An 18034-nucleotide genomic window follows, 5' to 3' on the forward strand; every position below is an offset into this window, starting at 1 on the left:
GGGGCAGTACGTGGTGTCCGGTCACGGCTGACCACACGCCACTTCGTAGGCACGTTCGTGCCCGGCGGCGACCGCCGTCGACGAGAAGCGGCGCACCGCTTCGGCGTGCGCTGCCGCCACGAGGTTCTCCAGGTCCGAGGTGATGATGACGCGCTCCATGCACCGGGCCAGTGCCTCGACGTCGCGGGCCGGGTAGAGGAATCCGGTCCGTTCGTGGTCGATGACTTCGTCGTGGCCCTCGACATCCGAGGTGATCACGGGACGCCGGCCGGCCATCCCCTCGACGAGGGCTATGCCGAACCCCTCGTGAGAAGAGGGCAGTACCACCGCGTCGGCGCCGGCGTACAGCATGGGCATGTCGTGCCAGGAGAGTCCCTGCTCCCAGATCACCCGGTCCGCGACGCCGAGTTCGTCGGCCAGGGCCCGTAGCTTCTCGGCGTAGGAGTCCAGCGTGCGCGCGGTCGGGGTGGTCAGGACGAGGCGGGCCCGCGGGTGCCGCCCGGCCAGCTGGGCCAGCGCGGTCACGGCGTCCTCGATGCACTTGCGTGGTACGGGCCGGGCGGGGACCAGGAAGACCGTTTCGTCATCGGCGACGCCGTGGCGGGTCCGCCAGCGAGTGCGGGCAGCGCCGTCGTCACGGAAGCGGTCGAGGTCGGTGCCGAACTCCACGACGTGGATGTTCCGGTCCGTGAAGCCGGCGTCGAGTGCCCAGCGCCGGTAAGCCTGCGAGCCGCATACCATCACATCGGCCCGGAGGTTGTCGACGAGCCCGCGTTGCAGGGCCCGCTCCAGCGGGTAGTCGCCCCAGAGGTCGAAGACCCGCTGCCCCGGCATATGGGTCTCGAACAGCGAGACGGCGAGCTTGGCGCCGATTGCCGGCCGGAGCCAGCTGGTGAGGAGCGCCGGCACGTAGTTGAAGACATGGACGATGTCGGCGTCGTCGGTGGTGAGCACGGAGTGCAGGCTCGCCACCGCCGCCTTGGCGTCCAGGCGCTGGCAGGCGTCCATCAACCCGGTGATTTCGTGGACGCGCACCGCCCCCTCGCGGTACAGCCGGCGCTCCGGACCGTCGGGGACGGCCTCGGTGGCCACCGTCACCTCGTGGCCGCGCGTCACCAGCCCCTCGGCCAGCTGGTGGAGGTGCGTCTCGCCGCCGCCGACGATGGGGGGATACTTCTCCGCCACGAGCAGGATCTTCATGACAGCGTCTCCAGGGCTCCACGCAGCGCCTTGACGGCTGCCGCACGGTCGGTCCGGGGCGGACAGCCCAGCAGCAGCCCGCGTCTGGCCAGCGTTCGCGTATGGATGTACGGCTCGTGGATGACCGTGGTCACGCCGTCGAAGCAGGGCTGATGCGGCTGTGACGCGCCGAGGAAGCCACGCGGATCGATGCCGTGCTCTCCCAGCACATCGACGGCGCGCTTGAGCGGCAGCCCTTCCGGAAGCAGGGTCGCCACCGCGAAGGGGGAGGCGCCCGGCGAGACGGGGTCTCCCAGGACACCCCAGCCGAACTCCCGCAGGACGAGCGCCAGTTCATGGGCGAGCTGCCGGCGCTGCCGGGCGAGCTCCGCGTGGCGCGTCAGTTGCACGCGGCCGAACGCGGCCTGGAAATCGGTGATTTTGGCGTTGTAGCCCAGCCTGAGGTGGATATACCGCTCCTCCGGAGCCAGCGGACGATCGTCCACCGGGTGCTCGAAGCGCCCGAGTCGGTAGTCCGGGTTCCGTCCGAAGGCACGAAGGCTGCGCAGGACGGAGTCGATCTCCTCGGAGTGGCCGGCCGCCACGCCGCCCTCGCCCATGGTGAGGTGATGGCCGGCGTAGAAGCTGAAGGTCGCCACGTCGGCGGCGGAACCCACCGGGGTGGACCCGTCGGCGGCTCCCAGCGATTCGCAGCAGTCCTCGATGACGAAGACACCGTGGCGGCGCTTGATCTCGGCGAGACGGTCCATCGGCAGCGCCTGGCCGAGGGTGTGCGGCAGCAGCACACCGCGCGCGCCGTGTTCGATGACGGCCTGCTCGACCAGGTCGAGGTCGACGTTGACGTGACCGGCGGCCACGTCGACGAAGACGGGGACCAGGCCGAGTTGGACGACGGGAGTGACCGCGCTGACGAAGGTCGCGCCGGACACGATGACCCGGTCGCCCGGCTGGGCCCGGCCGAGTTCGAGCATGGCCGCGCAGGCCAGGAGATTCGCGGTGCTGCCGGACGTCACCGCGAGGGCGTGCGCAAAGCCGAAGGATTCGGCGAATTCGGTCTCGAATTCCCTGGTGGTAACCCCCGTTGCCAATTCCCCGGAACGGAGAGCGGCTACGACGGCCTCGATCTCGCGTTCGTCGTAGGTGGGGCGGCCGAACGAAAGAAGCGTGCTGTCCCCACCAGCCTGAACGATTTCCATGGCATGGTTCACACGGGTCCCCGATCTCTCTTTTCCGAGATTGTTCATGAACGCGCACAGATGCGGCGTGCATGTCGGACAGTCATTACAGACCTGAGAAAGAACGTGCCGGTTGTCAATCACTCGCCGGCTGCTCGTCATTCGTTTACCGCAGCCGGAGTGCGCCGCACGCTAACACAGCGACCGGATGGTCGCGCAAGAGGCAACAGATCAATCTTCCCGAAAGCTCGTTGACCGGACACTGAGTGTGTGTAAGGCTACCCAGATCGAAACTGCCCGCCATTTGCGGGAAAAGGCTGGCGCAGGTCGGCGAACATAAGGACCGCATCGCGCCCATCACACCCGTTTCGACTCCCCCTACAGGTCAAGCAAATCAACCGTGTGACGGGGGAGTTCAAGGCATTAATTGCAGGTCGTTTCAGGCCGTTTCAGGTCGAAGTCAGTGAACTGAGAGTCGGCTTTCCGTTCAGTTCTTCGCTGTTCGGCGCCCGAGAGAAGGAACATATGGCCCTGCGCGTGGGGATCGTCTACGGAACTCGCCCCGAAGCCATCAAGCTCGCGCCGCTGGTGCTCGCGCTCGACGCCGCTCCCGGCTTCGAGCCCGTCATCATCACCACCGGCCAGCACCGGGACATGCTCGACGAGATCAACGAGCTCTTCGGCCTACGTCCCCGGTACAACCTCGACATCATGCGTCCTGGTCAGCGGCTCAGCACCATGGCGAGCCGGATCGTCGGCGAACTGGGGGACCCCCTGCTCGACGAACTCGTGGACGTCGCCGTGGTGCAGGGAGACACCAACACCGCATTCGCCGCCGCCTACGCCGCGTCCTGCGAGCGGATACCGGTAGCCCATCTGGAGGCCGGCCTGCGCACCGGAGACAGGTTCGAGCCGTTCCCCGAGGAGATCAACCGGAGACTTATCACCCAGCTCGCCGATCTGCACTTCGCCCCGACCGCCGACGCCGCGGGCAACCTCCTCGCCGAAGGGGTGCGTTCCGATGACGTGTACGTCACGGGGAACACGGTGATCGACGCCCTGCACCTCGTGCTGGACCGTCCCGATGATTCCACCAACCGTGAGCTGGACGCTTTCACCCAGGGTCAGCAGACCGTCCTTCTGACCATGCACCGCAGAGAGTCCTGGGGAATTCCCATGGGCCGGGTCGCCGCCGCCGTAGCGGAACTGTGCCGCTCCCGGCCCACGCTGCGTTTCGTCATCCCGCTGCACCCCAATCCAGAAGTACGCCGTGTTTTCCGGAGCCACCTCTCCTCCCTCGCGCAGGTGTTGCTCTGTGAGCCGTTACGTTATTCCGAGTTCATCAAGCTGATGCACCGGGCCGTGCTGGTCCTGACCGACAGCGGTGGCGTGCAGGAAGAGGCACCGACGCTGGGGAAGCCCGTACTGGTGCTGCGGGACCGCACGGAGCGACCCGAGGGCATCGCCGCGGGCTGTGCCCGGCTGGTGGGCACCGACCCGGCACTCATCGTCAAAGAGGTCGGCCGGCTGCTCGACGACCCTCAGGCGTACGAGGCGATGCGGCGTCCGGGCATCGTCTGCTACGGCGAGGGGGACGCAGCAGCACGGTGCCTGGAGGCACTGAGCGAGCGCTGGCTGTCATCTCCCGACGCCTCGGCCGGACTCCGGACGTACCGGTGACCGAGCACGGCCCGGCCCGGCACTCGCCGGCCGGCACCGTACGGATCGTCGTCGCCCGGGTACCACCTCACTGCCCTCCCGTGGAGAGCTGTGCCCCGGCTGACCACCGGGCCACGCGCGGGTTCGTGGCCGGCCGTGACGGGATCCGCCTGCTGTGGCGGCGGCTGCTCACCCGGATCCTGGTCGGCGAGTACGCCGGAGTACCGGCCCGCGACGTCGACCTGCGGCGTGACACCCGGGGCCGGCCGTGGGCCGCGCACCGTGGGCGGCGCCTGGAACTGGGGTTCAGCCCGAGTCGAAGCCGTGACTGGATCGCCTGCGCGGTGGGGCCGCTCCCTCTCGGCCTGGATATCGAGGCGGAGCCCGCGGTGCACCGGCCGGTGCCACCGGCCATGGCGAAGAGCGTGCTGCACCCGGCCGAACGGACGCCGGGCCCGGTCAGCAGGGCCGAGTTGCTGCGTGTGTGGACTCTCAAAGAGGCCCTGGCCAAAGCCACCGGGCACGGCATCGGACGCGGCGGCCTGAGTGCGATACGCACCGACCTCCGTGCGGCCGGCTCCGTGCTGGTCGACGCAGGCGCCTGGGCCGACGCCGAGGACTGGCAACTGCGCCCCCTCGACCTGGGCGTTCCGCTGTACGCGGCACTCGCGGTGCGCACCACGGACCGCGGTACGCACGCACCGGCGGTCCACGTGAGCACCCGGTCTCTACTGCCCCACTCCCTTGACCGCTCGGCCGACCGCTCGACTCCCCCATGAACGGATCTCCCTCCCGATGCCGAGTCAGGACGGTCCCGCCGGTGCCCGTCTCATGACGCTGCGGCAGCGGTGCGAGGCGTGCCCGTCCCGAAGGTCCGACGGAGCCCGGTGACGCCCGCGAGCCGGTCTCCGCTGCCGAGGGCGGACATCGCTGTGCCGGTGGCGGCGACGGACTCCGCACCGGACATCTCCTCGACGCCGGGCATGCCGGTGCTCACCACTGCGCCGGGCTCCCCGCGGAAGCGGCCTTCGACGAACGCACCGACGCGGTTTCGCGCATCACGACAACCCGCGGCCGAGTTGTCGCGGGACGCCGGGCGGCCGATGATCTCAGACCACGAGCGCGGCACCGTCATGACACCACGACCGGCAGCCGCCGGGCGTCCCGCGCCACGCATGTCCCTGATCAGCCACGAGGAAAGGTATGGACGCCATGACCCTCCGTCTACTCGTCGAGCCCCAGCAGGGCACCACCTACGACGCCGTGTGCGCCTTCGCCCAAAGGGCCGAGCAGCTCGGCTTCGAGGCCCTCATGACCAGCGACCACCTGGTCCGCATCGGCGACGGATCCCCCGGCCCCGGCCCGCTGCACGCCTGGACCCTGCTGGCCGGCCTGGCCCGGGACACGCACCGCATCCGGCTGGGCTCGATGATGTCCGCCGTCACGTTCCACCACGCGTCCGTCCTCGCGTTGACCGCGGCGCAGGTTGACGTGATGAGCGGCGGCCGCCTGGAGCTGGGCCTGGGAGCGGCCTGGTACGAACGCGAGCACCAGGCGTACGGCATCCGCTTCCCCTCCGTCACGGAACGGTTCTCCCGGCTTGAGGAGACGCTGGAGGTGATCCGGCGGCTGTGGACGGCCCAGCCGGGAGCGGAGGTCTCCTATCAGGGGCGGCACATACGCCTCGACCGCTGTCCGGCGCTGCCCAGGCCGCATCAGACGCCGCACCCCCCGCTCCTGGTCGGTGGTCTGGGCAAGCGGTGGACACCGCGTCTCGCGGCGCGCTACGCCCATGAGTTCAACGCTCCGTTCACCACCCCCGAGCAGGTGCGGGCGGCCGCGCGGCGGGTGGCGGTGGCTTGTCAGGAGGCCGGACGCGATCCCCGGGAGATCACGGTGTCCGCGTCGCTCGTCCTGTGCCCCGGGAGCGACCGGACCACGCTGGCGCGCCGGGTGACCGACACCGGCGAGCCCGCCGCGGAGATCGCGGACTTCGGCGCCGTGGGGTCTCCGGAGCAGGTGGCTGAGGCCCTGCGCGCATACCGGGACGCCGGCGCCGTCCGCTTCTACGCGCAGATCAACAATCCCCTCGACCTGGAACTGCTCGACGACCTGGCGGAGGTGGCCGAGCTGGCGGGGCTGCCCCTCCCCCGCTGACCGGCGACTTCACGCTGCTGCACGCCCCGCCCCGGATCGCGACGGAAGGGGCCTCCACGGACAACCTGTCGGGCGGCCGGGTCGGTCCTCCTTCGCCTCCCGTCGGCACGGTGCCCGTCTCCTGGTGCGTCTCCTCGCCAGGACACCACGGGACCCGCCGCGCGGCTCAAGAGGTACCGGAGGGCCTGCCGCACGGCTCCGGCCGATGACGGAGGACCTGACCATGTCACGCTCATACCGCACAGCCACCGAGCGTGATGTGGTCTCCCCCGCCGGCCGACAGCACGATGTGTGGCGGAACGGCCCATGCGTCGCCGTCGGCTTCTGCACACCGTTCGCGTACTGCCAGGCTTGGCCGGGGGATTCGGACACGGGGCGCGGGGGCAGCAGCTCGGCGACCCAGCCGCGGCCGCGCTGGGCCAGCCACCGGGCGGCGACCGCGCGCCCACGAAGCGCACCTCCTCGGGGGAGGGCGCCGGGCCCTCGGCCGCCGCCGGGCCGCCGAACTCGGCGCCGACCCGCCGTGTTCGCGTACTGCCAGGCTTGGCCGGGGGATTCGGACACGGGCCGCGCGCGCCGACGCAGGGCGGTCGGGTGGGACACCAGCGCGACGCGTGCGCAACTCGCCGGTGAGAAGGGACGTTCATAGCCCCGTTCCTGCCGAGCGGCAGGTCGGTCCGTGCCCCGTGCGGCTGCGTGAGTGGCCCGGGGGGATCCGGCGGCTACCCTGCCGAGCGCGCCCGGCCCGCCCCGACCACCGTGGCATACGCCGGCAGCGGGCCCGGCGGCGGGCGGCGGGTGACCGACGAGATCCCCCGGCCACCGACCGGCTCTGCGCGATCGCCACAGCGCCGTACGGGACGTCAAGAGGATGCAGTCGGCGGGGTGTCGTCACCCGCTACGACGCCTCCTTGAGAACCACCTCGTCCGAATGCGCCTCCGCGCAACGGCCCTCCGGACCGGCGGCCTCCGGCAAGCCCGCTGACCACAATGGACAGCAGGCCCTGGTGCCCCGGCGAGGAGGACCTGACCTCAGTCGGACTCCCGGATGCCCAGGACGTGTGCCGCCGGACCGGACGGCAGGGACGGCGGCGTGAGGACCAGACTCTGGAAGAACAGCCACGAGACCGTGGCCGACGGTGGCTCGGGGAACAGCGCCGTCGGTGCGAAGAGGCGGCCGGACACCGCCTCCGCCAACCAGTCGGGCAGGAACAGCCGACGGCTCTCCGGGGCGTAGAACGCCGCGGGAACACCCGGCACCGTCGTCACCGTCAGATCGTCGATGCGTCCCTCCGCCAAGGACGCCGCGTACAACAGCAGGTCACGTTCGAGCGCGGCCAGCAGGGCGGCTTCGGGGACCTGCCCGGCGGGGACGGAGACCGGCTTCTGGTCCCAGACGGGAGGAACCGACGCCGGTGCCCGGCCGCCGTCCTCGGCGTACCGGCGCCGGATCCCGGCCAGGATCGGCCCCGGAATGGGCACCTGGCGGCGGATGGCCCAGCGCTCCAGTTCGGCGAGGTGGCCGACGCTCCAGTCGAGAAGGGCCGTCGTCTCGTCCGCATGCGGACGCGCCGCACGGATGGTGAAGGAATTCATGGCAGTCTCCGGGCCCGTCAGTACTTGGTGGCGAATCGGGTGTGCGGGCGCAGTGGACGCCCGTAGCGGAAGCGGTCCAGGCTCAGACCGGGGGCCTCGTCGTCGATCAGGGCCGCCACGAGCCGGCCCGTGACAGCGGTCAGCAGCACCCCGTTGCGGTGATGTCCCGTTGCCACCACGATCCTGGGGTCGTCCGCCCGCGCGAGGATGGGCAGCTCGTCCGAGGTCATGGGGCGGAAGCCGCTCCACATCTCCTCGATGCGCCACTCCGCGGCCTCGGGGACGACGGCGCACAGCCGGCTGAGGATGGTACCGACCACGCCGGCCGTGTTGTCCGTCTCCGGCCGCAGGTACTCCTCGCTCGTGCCCACGATGTATTCGCCGGGTGACCGCGACACGATCGATCCGCAGCCACCACTGGGCATGAACGCCACGCTCCGCAGCAGTCCGGGAGGGCCGGCCAGCCGTACGATCTGCCCCTTCACCGGACAGACGGGAATGTCCAGGCCGAAGGCGCGGCCCACCTGCCCGCTCCACGAGCCCGCCGCGACGACCACCTGGTCGGCGACGACCGTGTCGCCCTCGCCCGTGGTCAGGCGCAGCCGGTCCTGTTCGTCATCGACCCCGGTCAGGCCACCTCCGAGCACCGGGCACTCCTCGGCGGACGCCCACTGCGTCATCGCCTGGAGCAGAGCCCTCGGATTGACCACCGCCTCGTCCTTGATGCGGATGGCCCCGCGGAAGGTCTGAGGTGACAGATGCGGCTCCGCGTCGCAGACCTCCGCGGGGCTGAGCCACCTGTTCTCGATGCCGTACTTGTCCATCCACTCCGTACGGGACTGGAGGCTGTCCGGGCGTTCCACGAGGTCCAGCAGTGTGAAGTCGGTGGAGCGGAATCCGACCGACTCGGGGGTGAAGCCGAAGGCGGACAGAAAGTGGGGGTAATAGTCGAGCCCCTCACGTAACAGGTCGTAGAACTCCTGCGGCATCCAGGGGTCGTACTCGCACGCCGGGGTGAGCATGCCCGCGGCCGCGGTGGACGCACGACCCTGCGTCGTCCCACCGACGACGGCGACGGACAGATACCGGCGACGCAGATGAAGGGCGGTCGACATGCCTATCAGGCCATCGCCCACCACTGCCACGTCCACACGGATGTTGCGGCTCATCGGGCCGTCTTCCTTTCAGGGGTGGTGCGGGGCGGAGGGAGGTGTCACGGGCGAACAGCCGCTGCCCGGTGGTCGTGGCGATCGTCCGTGCACCACAGGTCGTGCACACCGCGATCGTCGGCGTCGAGGGCGCGGCACCGTGCGGCGGGCTTCTCGTCGGCCCCCGTATCGCCCGGCGGCCGCTCCATGTTGGCGCCGCGGGCGTGGTGGCGCCCGGCGTTCCCGGTCGCACCTCACGAGCTCGCCGCCGGCGGCCATGACGGTCTCGTCGATACCGGGCTCGATCAGCCTTTCATCGCGCTCGTGGGCGAGTCGGTCGCCGAATGCGAAGAGAAACAGGTGCGGCCTCGAAGAGCGGAACTCGGCGGCGGGGCCCAGGAAATCCAGATCCCTGCCTGGAGACAAGCAATCTCCGAGGAGGCGAGGCAATTCTCCGGTCCGCGATTCCGGAAGCAGGGAGAGTGAGCGTAAACCCTGGCGCCGATCGCACTCGACGGCTGTATCAATCTCCTCGACGAGTGGGGGAACTATCGCTGGCGGCGAGCCAATCATCATGCCTCCAGGGAGAGGACTCCTGGTGAGAGTACATCGCTTTCCTCCCATTCGGGAGAAACGCTCCAGGAATTCACCGATTGATGGGTGAGACAGCACCGCATGAATATGGACGGTGTTGGCGGACCAAAAGAATGGGGCGGCCGGCACGCCGCCCGTTCCCCGCGGTCGCCATTCGATGTGCCTTTCCCTACGGCCGGCTGCCCGCACAGCGAACTCCGGACGGCGCATGCCTGCCGGGCGGTGGTGCCGGGCCTGTTGGCCGGCACCACCGCCCGGAAGCGTCATGACGTGAAGTTCAGCGACCCGTCCCGGCGGCCCTTGCTCGCGATGCGTTCGAAGAACAGCAACGTCAGTGCCGCCCACAGGGCTGCGACGCAGACCTCGAGCCCCAGTTGGCCGAGGACATCGGAGAGCGGGCCGGCGGCCGCCAGGGTGCGCATGGCGGTGAGTCCGTGCGAGAGGGGCAGGACCTGGGTGGCCCACTCGATCGGCGCGGGCCAGAAAGACCGCGGAACGTTCGTACCGCAGAAGGTCATCAGGACCATGAAGCCGAAATTCAGGTACACCCAGCGGAACTTGTAGTGGCGCAGCGAACACGCGGCCAGGAACGTTCCGTACACATAGGCGCCGATCCCGATCACTATCAGGCACGGCAGGGCAAAGACCGCTGCCCGCCAGTTCCAGTCGGGCCGGAAAAGCGCCCACACCAGCGCGAAAACAAGGGCGGAACTGCCCAGTCCGGCCAGCACCCAGTGCAGACCGCGGCCGAGGTAGACCAGCCCCATGTTCGTGGGCGAGACGACGAGCATGGGATAGGTCCCCTGGTACCGCTCCAGCGACGCCGTAGTGATCACGAGCGTGGCCTCGATCGCGATCACCGTCACTGCATTGCCCAGCAGGACGTACTCGGCCGTGATGTGGTCGCCCGCCATCTTGCCCACCAGGCCGAAGAAGACCACCTGGCTGACCAGGCGCAGCATCCATCCCGTCAGCCAGGTCTTGGGGGTATAGACGTGCTTGAACTCGGAGAAGCCCACAAAAGCGGCCTGACCTACGACCTGATTCACCCTCATGCGAGGCTCACCATCCCGGTGCGCCGGGCGCGGTCCGCGGCCTTGCGGATGAGGACGATGCCAAGGAGGAGCGCGATGGCACCCAGACCCGCGATCGCACCCAGGCGCGGCACCACGTCATGGACTTCGTCACCGGACAGGCTGTCGCGCAACAGATCGGCCGACCAGGACAGGAAGATCACGCGTCCCAGAGGCTGGATCCAGTCCGGCAGGACGGAGAGCGGAAACACCACGCCGCCAAGGATGTAGAAGGGATAGCTCAGCGCGTTCTGGTAGATCGTCGTGTCACGGCTGATCACGAAGAACGTCGCCAGCATCGTCGCCGTGCACGCGGTGGCGAGCAATGTCACGATCAGGGCGATCAGCGCGATACCGGGGTGCCGCACGGGCAGTTGGGCACCGAAGCCCACCGTGGCCACCAGCCAGGACTCCACCAGGGTGAAGGCGCCGATCAGCATCACGGGCAGGATGCGTCCACAGACGACCAGGGCGAAGGCCCGTGGCGCCGCGAGGACGAGATCCAAGGTGGACATCCACCGCTCGTTCTGGATGACGCCGCCGGCGACATCCACCGCCACGAACCAGATACCGAACAGCCCGGTGCCGATGACGGCGTTGGCCATGAGGTCGTCGCGGTCGTTGTACCGCACGATGGACAGGAAGATCACGGACATGACCGGTGCCGTGACGACGATCAGCATGTGCTCGGGCGCCCGCATGCTCGTGTTCCACTGCACCTTGGCCGCGGCCGCCATGACGCGCACGCTCATACGGTCAGCCCCCGGTTCCCCACGAGGTGGACATAGACCTCTTCCAGAGTGGGCCGCCCCGTCCGCAGTGCGTCGATGCCCGCGTCCAGCAACCAGCGCAGTACGACGGGGTTGGCGTCGGCCGACACGGTGTGGATCCGTACGGATCCCGGTTCCGACAGCTTGTCGACACGCTCCACCTGCGGCAGGCCGGCGAGTTCGGACAGCAGAGGCGACTGGTCCTCCCGCAGGGTGATGTCTATCCGGTCGTGTCCGGAGAGCATCCGCCCGATGGTGGCGGTCGGCTCGGTCACGAGAATCGTCCCGTGGTCGACGAGGGACACCCGGTCGCAGAGGGCCTCGGCCTCGGACATGTCATGGGTAGTGATCAGGATGGTGCGTCCCTCGGCCTTCAACTCGTGGACCAGGTCGCGGAAGTCACGGGTGGCGAGGGGATCCATGCCCATGGTGGGCTCGTCGAGGAAGAGCACGGCCGGGTCACCGATCAGGCCCCGCGCCAGATGCAGCCGCTGTCGCATACCGCGGGAGAAGCCCTCCACGGGCTCATCGGCCCGGTCTGCGAGCCCCACTCGCTCCAGCAGCTCCTGGCTGCGTCGCTTCACCACACTCGCGTCGACGCGGTACATCGTCGCCCAGAACACCAGGTTCTGGCGGGCGGTGATCCGGGTGTACAGGCCGTTGTCGCCGCCGAACACGATACCGATGCGCCGGCGGACCTGGTCGGCCTCCGTGGTCACATCGTGTCCCGCGACCAACGCCCGGCCGGAAGTCGGCAGGAGCATGGTGCTGAGAATTCTGACCAGGGTGGTCTTGCCCGCCCCGTTGGGCCCGAGGACGCCGTGGGTCTCGCCCTCGGGAACGGACAGGTTCACGCTGTCCAGTGCGACGACACGGCTGTCCCGCGCCGTCGGTCCGCTCTGCTTGGCACGCTTCGCCTGCCGCCCCTTTTTGACGAAGACTCGGCCGAGGCCGGTGACCTCGATCATGCGCTTGGCTCCTTGTTCGGTGTCGGTGGTGGGCCATTCGCTCATCGGCGGTCCGGTCCAGGTCCCGCGATGCCCTCGCCGTCATGTCCGGGGCGCCGCCTGGAAGATGACGTCGAGCGACGCCGGCTTCCCCCGTGCGCCGGACCGCCACGACCGGCGTTGCGGCCGTGGGCGAGTGCCCTCCGTCGAGGAAGGCGGTGGAATCGGCATCCCTGGGCGCTGCGCGGATATGTTGTCCGCGTGCGCGGCAGGAGTGGTGCAGCCTTCGCACAGCGTGGGTCGGCGAGTTCTCCGTCGGTGACTCCCGCCGCGCGTAGCCCTCCGTTGTGGAGAGGGCTTGTGCGATCACGCCCGCCAACGCTGTTCCTCCGGAAATCCTGGAGATCCTGCATATCCATGGAACCTGGAGAGCATTCGGCCGCATCAACGATTGCACTGGGTTCACGGACTCAGAACTCACCATCCCAGGAAATTTCGGAATCACCCGACATACCACTCTGCATATTCCCCCACACGCCCATAGCGGAAACGGCCGATCCACGACTGCCGCACGACCTGCTCTTCTCCAAGCAGTGCTGCATAGCTACCTGTAAGGACCCACACGGCCGTTCAATGCTGCCGACCCTACCGCCCCAACTGACGTTGTACCAGACAGAATTGACGTAATGGGACAGGGAAACAAGGCGGCCCTGCCGACGTCCCTTGGCATCATCCGTGAGCTGCCGGCCGTACGGAACTTCGAGAAATACCCCGTCAATCCGAAGAGCGCGCCCGCGGTACGCAGGTTCTCCTCAAGAGGCTCGGACAATCCTGCAATGCGCGTGAGCCGAAACAGAATTTCTGGGGGAAAGCCATTGCTGCTACAAGAAGCGGCGTGACGTACCCGGCGGGCTCATCCGGTACACGGGATCGCCGGTGACCCGCTTCCCGAAGGGCTGTCCTGACCGTGGGCGGCGCCGCTGCCCACAGGCCCGCGGCCGGCCGTGGGCACGATCCCGTTCCGCGGATACCGCGGCCCGGTGAGCGCGGCGTCGCGGGGTGCTCAGCGCAGGTGCTGGACGACGTACCGCGCCAGGGCCAGCGTGGTGAAACTCGGGTTGGCCGCTCCCGCCCGGGGGATGAGACACGGGCCGGCGACGGCCACGCCAGGGGCCTCCCGCAGGTGTCCCCTGACGTCTACGTGCTCCCCGCCCAGCGGCAATCCCCCGCTCTCGTGGTCGAGTTCCCCGATCGTTGCGTCGTAGATGACGGCGGTGCCTGGTTGCGCCTCGGCCTGGGCCAAGGCTTCGTCGAACGAGACGTACTCCTCGGGGAAGCGCGGCCTGAGCCCCGTGCGCCTGGCCAATTCCCTCAGCAGACTGTGCTGTTCCCGGCGCACCGCTTCGAGAGCGGCAAGGGCCGGGGGCTCCAGGACGATGCTCGTCCCGTCTCCGACCAGGACGGTGGACGCCGCCTCCGGCGGCTGCTCCCCCATGGCCCAGGCGTCCATGAGGACACCGTTGCCGTGCCGTTGGCGTTCGACGATCAGATTGGAGCGGGACGGCGCGTCGAACCCCGCGTGCACCGAGGACTCCATCGCCTCGTGCCGGCCGTCCTCCACGACGAGCATGCCGCAGGCCACGTGGTCGACGAGGGAGTACCGCCGCGCCTCGCGGTTGCGACCGTGCAGCAGACCGTCGACAAGCTCGATATTGCCGACGGTGCCCGCGCACAGGACGACGTGCCGGGCATCGAGTGCGGGCCCGTCCCCGTCGTCGAGGATCAGCGAGTAGCCGCCTTCGGCCCGCTTCCGCACGGCACTGACGCGCTGCCCCGTGCGGATGCGCTCGGACGGCAGGCCGGTGACCGGGGAGTACGCTTCCCAACGGCCCTGGCCCAGCGTCCGTATGGCCCGGGGGGTCGGCACGGCCGGGTATCCGAGCCCGGCCAGTTCCTTCGCCATCGCCTCCTCTGTTTCGGTGCGGGCCTGCGTGAGCCGGATTCCGCCGGACCACGCCCTCAGGGCCGCCTCGGTTCGCGCGTAGAGCCCCGGTTCGCCGTCCGTTCCCAGCAAGGCGCGCCGTACCTCGGTCGGCCACTCGCGCAGCGCGTCGTCCTCGATGCGCAGGCAGATCCCGCGCCAGTACAGGCTCCGCCCGCCGACGCGTCGCCGGTACCCCGATAACGGGCCGTACGGTGTCCCGGGCTGAGCGAGGAATGGGGTGAAGGCCGGATCCTGCGCCGGTTCGGCCAGGTGAGCGGTGCCCTCGTCCGCGGCGATATGCGCGCGTCCCTGGTGTGGGCCTGCCTCCAGCACGAGGTAGTCGCGGCCCAGTCGTTCCAGTTCCGTGGCCACCGCCGTCCCCGCCATGCCCGACCCGATTACCGCCGTATCCAGCACAGTTCAGCCTCATTTCCTTGTCCCAAGGCACTTCTGGTGTGCCTCCGTGACGCGGGTGCACTTGTGAAGGGTTTTCTCATTCCAGCGTCTTCACCGGTGGATCCCGGTGTGACGAGGGAGAGCGTCAAGAAGTGTCGAGCACACACCTGAGTCCGGGCAAGGCCGGGAGTCAGGCAGGCATCGACGCCGACTTCTCATAGGACACCGTCAGGTCTTTCTCGGTCTTGGCGTCGAGGTTTTCCCGCTGAGCAGGCGGAATGGGGGGCGTGGATTGCTGCCCCAGGCGCATCCCTCTCGGCACCCCGAAATCGGCATGCCGTCGGCCCGGGAATTCCCGTGGGAATCGTCCTTGTCCCCCGGCAGTCAATCCCCGTTCCCCTTCACGTACAAGTCCCCGTACATTCGCACCGCACCCGCCCGCCCCGCTGGTGTTCAACCAAGGATTTTCCTGGGTTGAACACCACCGTCCGTTGCGGCCGCCGACTGTGCGACGCGGTCCGGAAGCCGCCGGGCCGGAGCCGGCCGATTGCCCTGGCCGCCTCCGGCAAGGAGTCCGTCCCGGTCGTCGGCCCCTCTCCGCCGAGCTCATGGGGATGTCCGGGGCCGGGCTTTCCGTAGTCGCGCCCCGGGAGCTCGGCCCGGTGGGTCTCCTCGGTGACGAGGCTCGCCGAACTCGACAGCTGACCGTTACGGACAAGGTCTGCGCCGAAGCCCTGCCGCTGGTCTCCCTGGTTCACAGGAGAGGTCATCGAGGAAGCGTCGGGAACTCGTTCTGCGTGAAACGCGCAGATCCGAACTCTGCGCGTTTCACGCACTTTCCCGTCCACGCCGTTCCAGTTGCGCGGCAAATTCCTGCCAGACGCCTGAACAGCCCCGCGCCAGTTCCACGATGGCTGCCGTACAGTGCATCGGCACGCTGTCCAGCAGCCGCTCCCATTCCCCGCCCTCCACTGCCTGCACCTCCAGCCAGCGCAGCAGGGCACGCCCGGCCTCATTGCAACGCAGTGAGGGGTCCTTGCGCAGCTTCTGCAGCAGGACGCGCCGGTTCTGCTCGGCGGCCTGCGGAGCAGTCGTACCGCGTCGGCCCTCCGACGCGGTGTACCGGGCCGGTGGCTGCGGGTCAGCCGTCCGCCGTCCGGCCGGGACCGGGTCCTGGCCACTGCGGATCCGCCGGCGCACGTCGGAGGCGGTGCCCAGCGACACCCCTGCCGCATGTGCGATCTTGCGCAGCGGCGCGTCCGGCTGCTCGGCCATCAATTCGCCGGCCAGCCTGCGCCCTTGGGTTCCGTTGACGGGCCGCACCCGTCCATCCCTGCCGATCCGGGCGTCCGGCTGCGGTACATCCTTGGAGTCTCGTCGCAATGCCGCGATCGTCTTCGCGTCCAGCCCGGTGACCTCGCCGATCGCCTGGTTGGACCACTGGGCATGGGAGCGGATGATGCGTTTGGCGGCCGCGGCGCGCTCCTCCTGGGACAGTGGCAGTCCGTGGGCGATATTGGACCTGACCGCGAGGAGGAAGGAGTCTTCCTCCGCTCCGTCGAAGAACCGCACCTCGATCTCGGTCTCGCCGCGGAGCGCGGCAGCCCGCAGCCGGTGCATCCCGTCGATGACCCGCATGGTCGAGCGCTGCACGACGATGGGTGGCAGCCGAGCTCCGGAATCGGCGAGCAAGCGGATGTGCTCGGCGTTCTCTCCGGTGCTGCGAGGTGAGTCGGCTGCCAACAGCGACCTGGTCGCTATACGAGTGGTCCGTTGTCCGACCGATAGGCCGCTCCCCTGGACTCCAGCAGCAGGAACGTTTCTGTAGCTGCTCTTCAGAGGTGAATCGGCCTGAACTATTTCAGCCACCGGGAGCCCCTCGGTCGACGATGTTGACACTTACCGGAACCGTCACGAAGCGGAACAGAAGCACTCTCGACCTGACCCGAGCCACTCTCTGCTCAAGCGGCTATCGGATTCACAGAGCTTACGTTGGGCAACACCTGTTTCGTCAACAACACCGAATAACAAGGCAAAAGTTCGGCCATAGCGCGAGATCGGCCATTTTCCCCGAGGGGAACCCGGAACGGCTCGATGATGTCGTTCCGCGGCCGCTGGTTGGGATGCGCGTCGGGTGTGAGCTGGGGCGACGTTGATTCTTTGCGAAGAGTGTGAACGAGCTTGACAGGGCTGCCGCATGGGATGGCCTGAGGTGTTGTGGGGATAATTTGAGAATAGTCGTGCTGATCATAGGTTTCACCCACCTCCCATGATTCGGTGGATATTTCAGCTGGTCGCGGGTTGTACGGGCTGGTTTCGAGCATGAGGCGCCGGGGCGGGGTGGGTGTGGCGAGCTGGCGGAAACCCGTCTCATCCGCCTTCGGCGGCAAGGCCGTCGGTGGGCGCCCGGTGATCATTCCTGGGCGCGAATGGCGAGGGCAGGCCGGGACCTTCGCGCACCGTTCCCACTACCGCATCGATGCGGACGAGGCGTCCGTCAACGGCCAGTGCAGTGGCGGACGGTCAAAAGTGGGGCCGGCGGGTACCCGGGTCGGCTCCAAGAGCCTCACTGGCCGGACTGTCGCTGCGGCCGGTGGACGGCCGGCCGCCACCTTCGGCTAGTGTGATGCGCCAGAAATTCTGAGGATTACTGAGGTTTTCGCTTTGTCGTCGGGGAGTGACTGTTGATGATCCCTGCGCTATGCCGGTGGGATGCGGTATGCGGACGGTGGGGGCCTGACTGCTGAGCGGCGGGCGTTTCGTGAACAGGTGCGGCTGGAGGCCGGCGGGCGGTTCGCAGCGGGCGAGAAGACCGCGGTGATCGCAAAGGAGTTGCGGGTGAGCGAGCGTTCGGTGGAACGCTGGCGTCGAGCCTGGCGGGAGGGTGGTCCAAAGGCCCTGCGTTCCGCTGGGCCGGCGAAGGTGCCGAGGATCTCAGATGCCCAATTTGCAGTGATGGAGGAGGAACTGGGCAGGGGCCCGGCGGCCCATGGCTTCGAAGATCAGCGGTGGACCTTGGTTCGGGTCCAAGCGGTGATCGCCCGCCGCTTGCGGGTGAGTGTGTCGGTAGCGACTGTGTGGCGGCTGCTGAAAAGGCGTGGCTGGTCATGGCAGGCGCCGGCTCGCAGGGCCTTGGAACGGGACGAACATGCGGTGGAGTTGTGGAAGAAGGAGGTGTGGCCGCAGGTAAAAGCGCCGCGGCGGCGCTCGGCGCCTGGATCGTCTTCGAGGACGAGGCAGGGTTTGCGATGACGCCGCCTCGTGCACGCACCTGGGGCCGCCGTGGCCACACTCCTGTCGTCAGGGTCCGTGGCAGGTCCCGCCGCCGGATCTCC

Annotated in this window: 14 protein-coding genes and 1 pseudogene; 5 read left to right on the forward strand and 10 right to left on the reverse strand. The window is 68.7% G+C overall.

Annotation, left to right across the window (positions count from 1 at the left end; translation table 11 throughout):
- Positions 1–21: 21 nt before the first annotated feature.
- Together ACLJWH_RS15120 and ACLJWH_RS15125 are read right to left on the reverse strand one after the other, a co-directional pair.
- Positions 22–1200, reverse strand: a complete 1179-nt coding sequence (locus tag ACLJWH_RS15120) for a glycosyltransferase family 4 protein (RefSeq protein ID WP_411142185.1) — start codon at positions 1198–1200, stop codon at positions 22–24.
- Complete coding sequence (locus ACLJWH_RS15125; protein WP_411142186.1) at positions 1197–2396, reverse strand: DegT/DnrJ/EryC1/StrS family aminotransferase; 1200 nt, start codon at positions 2394–2396, stop codon at positions 1197–1199. Before ACLJWH_RS15125 ends, ACLJWH_RS15120 begins: the two co-directional genes overlap by 4 nt.
- Positions 2397–2900: 504 nt before the next feature.
- Here ACLJWH_RS15125 and wecB point away from each other — a divergent pair.
- Both wecB and ACLJWH_RS15135 read left to right on the forward strand, forming a co-directional pair.
- Positions 2901–4055, forward strand: coding sequence for a non-hydrolyzing UDP-N-acetylglucosamine 2-epimerase (gene wecB, locus ACLJWH_RS15130; RefSeq protein WP_411142187.1), 1155 nt, complete (start codon positions 2901–2903; stop codon positions 4053–4055).
- A gap of 125 nt (positions 4056–4180) precedes the next feature.
- Positions 4181–4813: a 4'-phosphopantetheinyl transferase family protein gene (locus ACLJWH_RS15135; protein ID WP_411142188.1), complete on the forward strand. Its 633-nt coding sequence runs from the start codon at positions 4181–4183 to the stop codon at positions 4811–4813.
- A 50-nt stretch (positions 4814–4863) separates the two neighbouring features.
- On the opposite strand, the gene ACLJWH_RS15140 is transcribed toward ACLJWH_RS15135, so the two are convergent.
- On the reverse strand, positions 4864–5031 hold the full coding sequence (locus ACLJWH_RS15140) for a hypothetical protein (RefSeq protein WP_411142189.1): 168 nt from the start codon (positions 5029–5031) through the stop codon (positions 4864–4866).
- Between the two features lie 215 nt (positions 5032–5246).
- Between ACLJWH_RS15140 and ACLJWH_RS15145 the strand changes: the two genes are divergently transcribed.
- Positions 5247–6191 carry a TIGR03560 family F420-dependent LLM class oxidoreductase gene (locus ACLJWH_RS15145; RefSeq protein ID WP_411142190.1) on the forward strand — a complete coding sequence of 315 codons (945 nt, stop codon included), beginning with the start codon at positions 5247–5249 and terminating at the stop codon, positions 6189–6191.
- A gap of 1032 nt (positions 6192–7223) precedes the next feature.
- Here ACLJWH_RS15145 and ACLJWH_RS15150 read toward each other — a convergent pair.
- The 7 genes from ACLJWH_RS15150 to ACLJWH_RS15180 all read right to left on the reverse strand — a co-directional run bounded on the left by ACLJWH_RS15150 (position 7224) and on the right by ACLJWH_RS15180 (position 16442).
- Positions 7224–7787, reverse strand: a complete 564-nt coding sequence (locus ACLJWH_RS15150; RefSeq protein WP_411142191.1) for a hypothetical protein — start codon at positions 7785–7787, stop codon at positions 7224–7226.
- 17 nt (positions 7788–7804) lie between these two features.
- A complete protein-coding gene (locus ACLJWH_RS15155; RefSeq protein ID WP_411142192.1) occupies positions 7805–8956 on the reverse strand; it encodes an NAD(P)/FAD-dependent oxidoreductase in 1152 nt (383 codons plus the stop codon).
- A gap of 836 nt (positions 8957–9792) precedes the next feature.
- Complete coding sequence (locus ACLJWH_RS15160; protein WP_411142193.1) at positions 9793–10584, reverse strand: ABC transporter permease; 792 nt, start codon at positions 10582–10584, stop codon at positions 9793–9795.
- Positions 10581–11339 (reverse strand): ABC transporter permease, encoded by a 759-nt coding sequence (locus ACLJWH_RS15165; RefSeq protein WP_411142194.1) that lies wholly within the window; start codon positions 11337–11339, stop codon positions 10581–10583. The genes ACLJWH_RS15160 and ACLJWH_RS15165 overlap by 4 nt, the downstream gene beginning before the upstream one ends.
- 11 nt (positions 11340–11350) lie before the next feature.
- Positions 11351–12385 carry an ATP-binding cassette domain-containing protein gene (locus ACLJWH_RS15170; protein ID WP_411142195.1) on the reverse strand — a complete coding sequence of 345 codons (1035 nt, stop codon included), beginning with the start codon at positions 12383–12385 and terminating at the stop codon, positions 11351–11353.
- A gap of 997 nt (positions 12386–13382) precedes the next feature.
- A complete protein-coding gene (locus ACLJWH_RS15175; protein ID WP_411142196.1) occupies positions 13383–14720 on the reverse strand; it encodes an NAD(P)-binding protein in 1338 nt (445 codons plus the stop codon).
- 807 nt (positions 14721–15527) lie between these two features.
- Positions 15528–16442 (reverse strand): ParB N-terminal domain-containing protein, encoded by a 915-nt coding sequence (locus ACLJWH_RS15180; protein WP_411142197.1) that lies wholly within the window; start codon positions 16440–16442, stop codon positions 15528–15530.
- Positions 16443–17411: 969 nt separating this feature from the next.
- Here ACLJWH_RS15180 and ACLJWH_RS15185 point away from each other — a divergent pair.
- Positions 17412–17951 (forward strand): winged helix-turn-helix domain-containing protein, encoded by a 540-nt coding sequence (locus ACLJWH_RS15185; RefSeq protein WP_411142198.1) that lies wholly within the window; start codon positions 17412–17414, stop codon positions 17949–17951.
- Positions 17876–18034, forward strand: a pseudogene (locus ACLJWH_RS15190) (IS630 family transposase); the annotation flags it as partial. The gene ACLJWH_RS15185 and the pseudogene ACLJWH_RS15190, both read left to right, overlap by 76 nt.

The organism is Streptomyces sp. x-80 (genome assembly GCF_046549095.1).
GTDB classification, from domain to species: domain Bacteria; phylum Actinomycetota; class Actinomycetes; order Streptomycetales; family Streptomycetaceae; genus Streptomyces; species Streptomyces celluloflavus.

Excerpts from the sequence above, each read along its gene's own strand:
- ACLJWH_RS15120 (WP_411142185.1), bottom strand. The coding sequence starts at position 1,200 with ATGAAGATCCTGCTCGTGGCGGAGAAGTATCCCCCCATCGTCGGCGGC.
- ACLJWH_RS15125 (WP_411142186.1), bottom strand. The coding sequence starts at position 2,396 with ATGGAAATCGTTCAGGCTGGTGGGGACAGCACGCTTCTTTCGTTCGGC.
- wecB (WP_411142187.1), top strand. The coding sequence starts at position 2,901 with ATGGCCCTGCGCGTGGGGATCGTCTACGGAACTCGCCCCGAAGCCATC.
- ACLJWH_RS15145 (WP_411142190.1), top strand. The coding sequence starts at position 5,247 with ATGACCCTCCGTCTACTCGTCGAGCCCCAGCAGGGCACCACCTACGAC.
- ACLJWH_RS15150 (WP_411142191.1), bottom strand. The coding sequence starts at position 7,787 with ATGAATTCCTTCACCATCCGTGCGGCGCGTCCGCATGCGGACGAGACG.
- ACLJWH_RS15155 (WP_411142192.1), bottom strand. The coding sequence starts at position 8,956 with ATGAGCCGCAACATCCGTGTGGACGTGGCAGTGGTGGGCGATGGCCTG.
- ACLJWH_RS15160 (WP_411142193.1), bottom strand. The coding sequence starts at position 10,584 with ATGAGGGTGAATCAGGTCGTAGGTCAGGCCGCTTTTGTGGGCTTCTCC.
- ACLJWH_RS15165 (WP_411142194.1), bottom strand. The coding sequence starts at position 11,339 with ATGGCGGCCGCGGCCAAGGTGCAGTGGAACACGAGCATGCGGGCGCCC.
- ACLJWH_RS15170 (WP_411142195.1), bottom strand. The coding sequence starts at position 12,385 with ATGAGCGAATGGCCCACCACCGACACCGAACAAGGAGCCAAGCGCATG.
- ACLJWH_RS15185 (WP_411142198.1), top strand. The coding sequence starts at position 17,412 with ATGCGGTATGCGGACGGTGGGGGCCTGACTGCTGAGCGGCGGGCGTTT.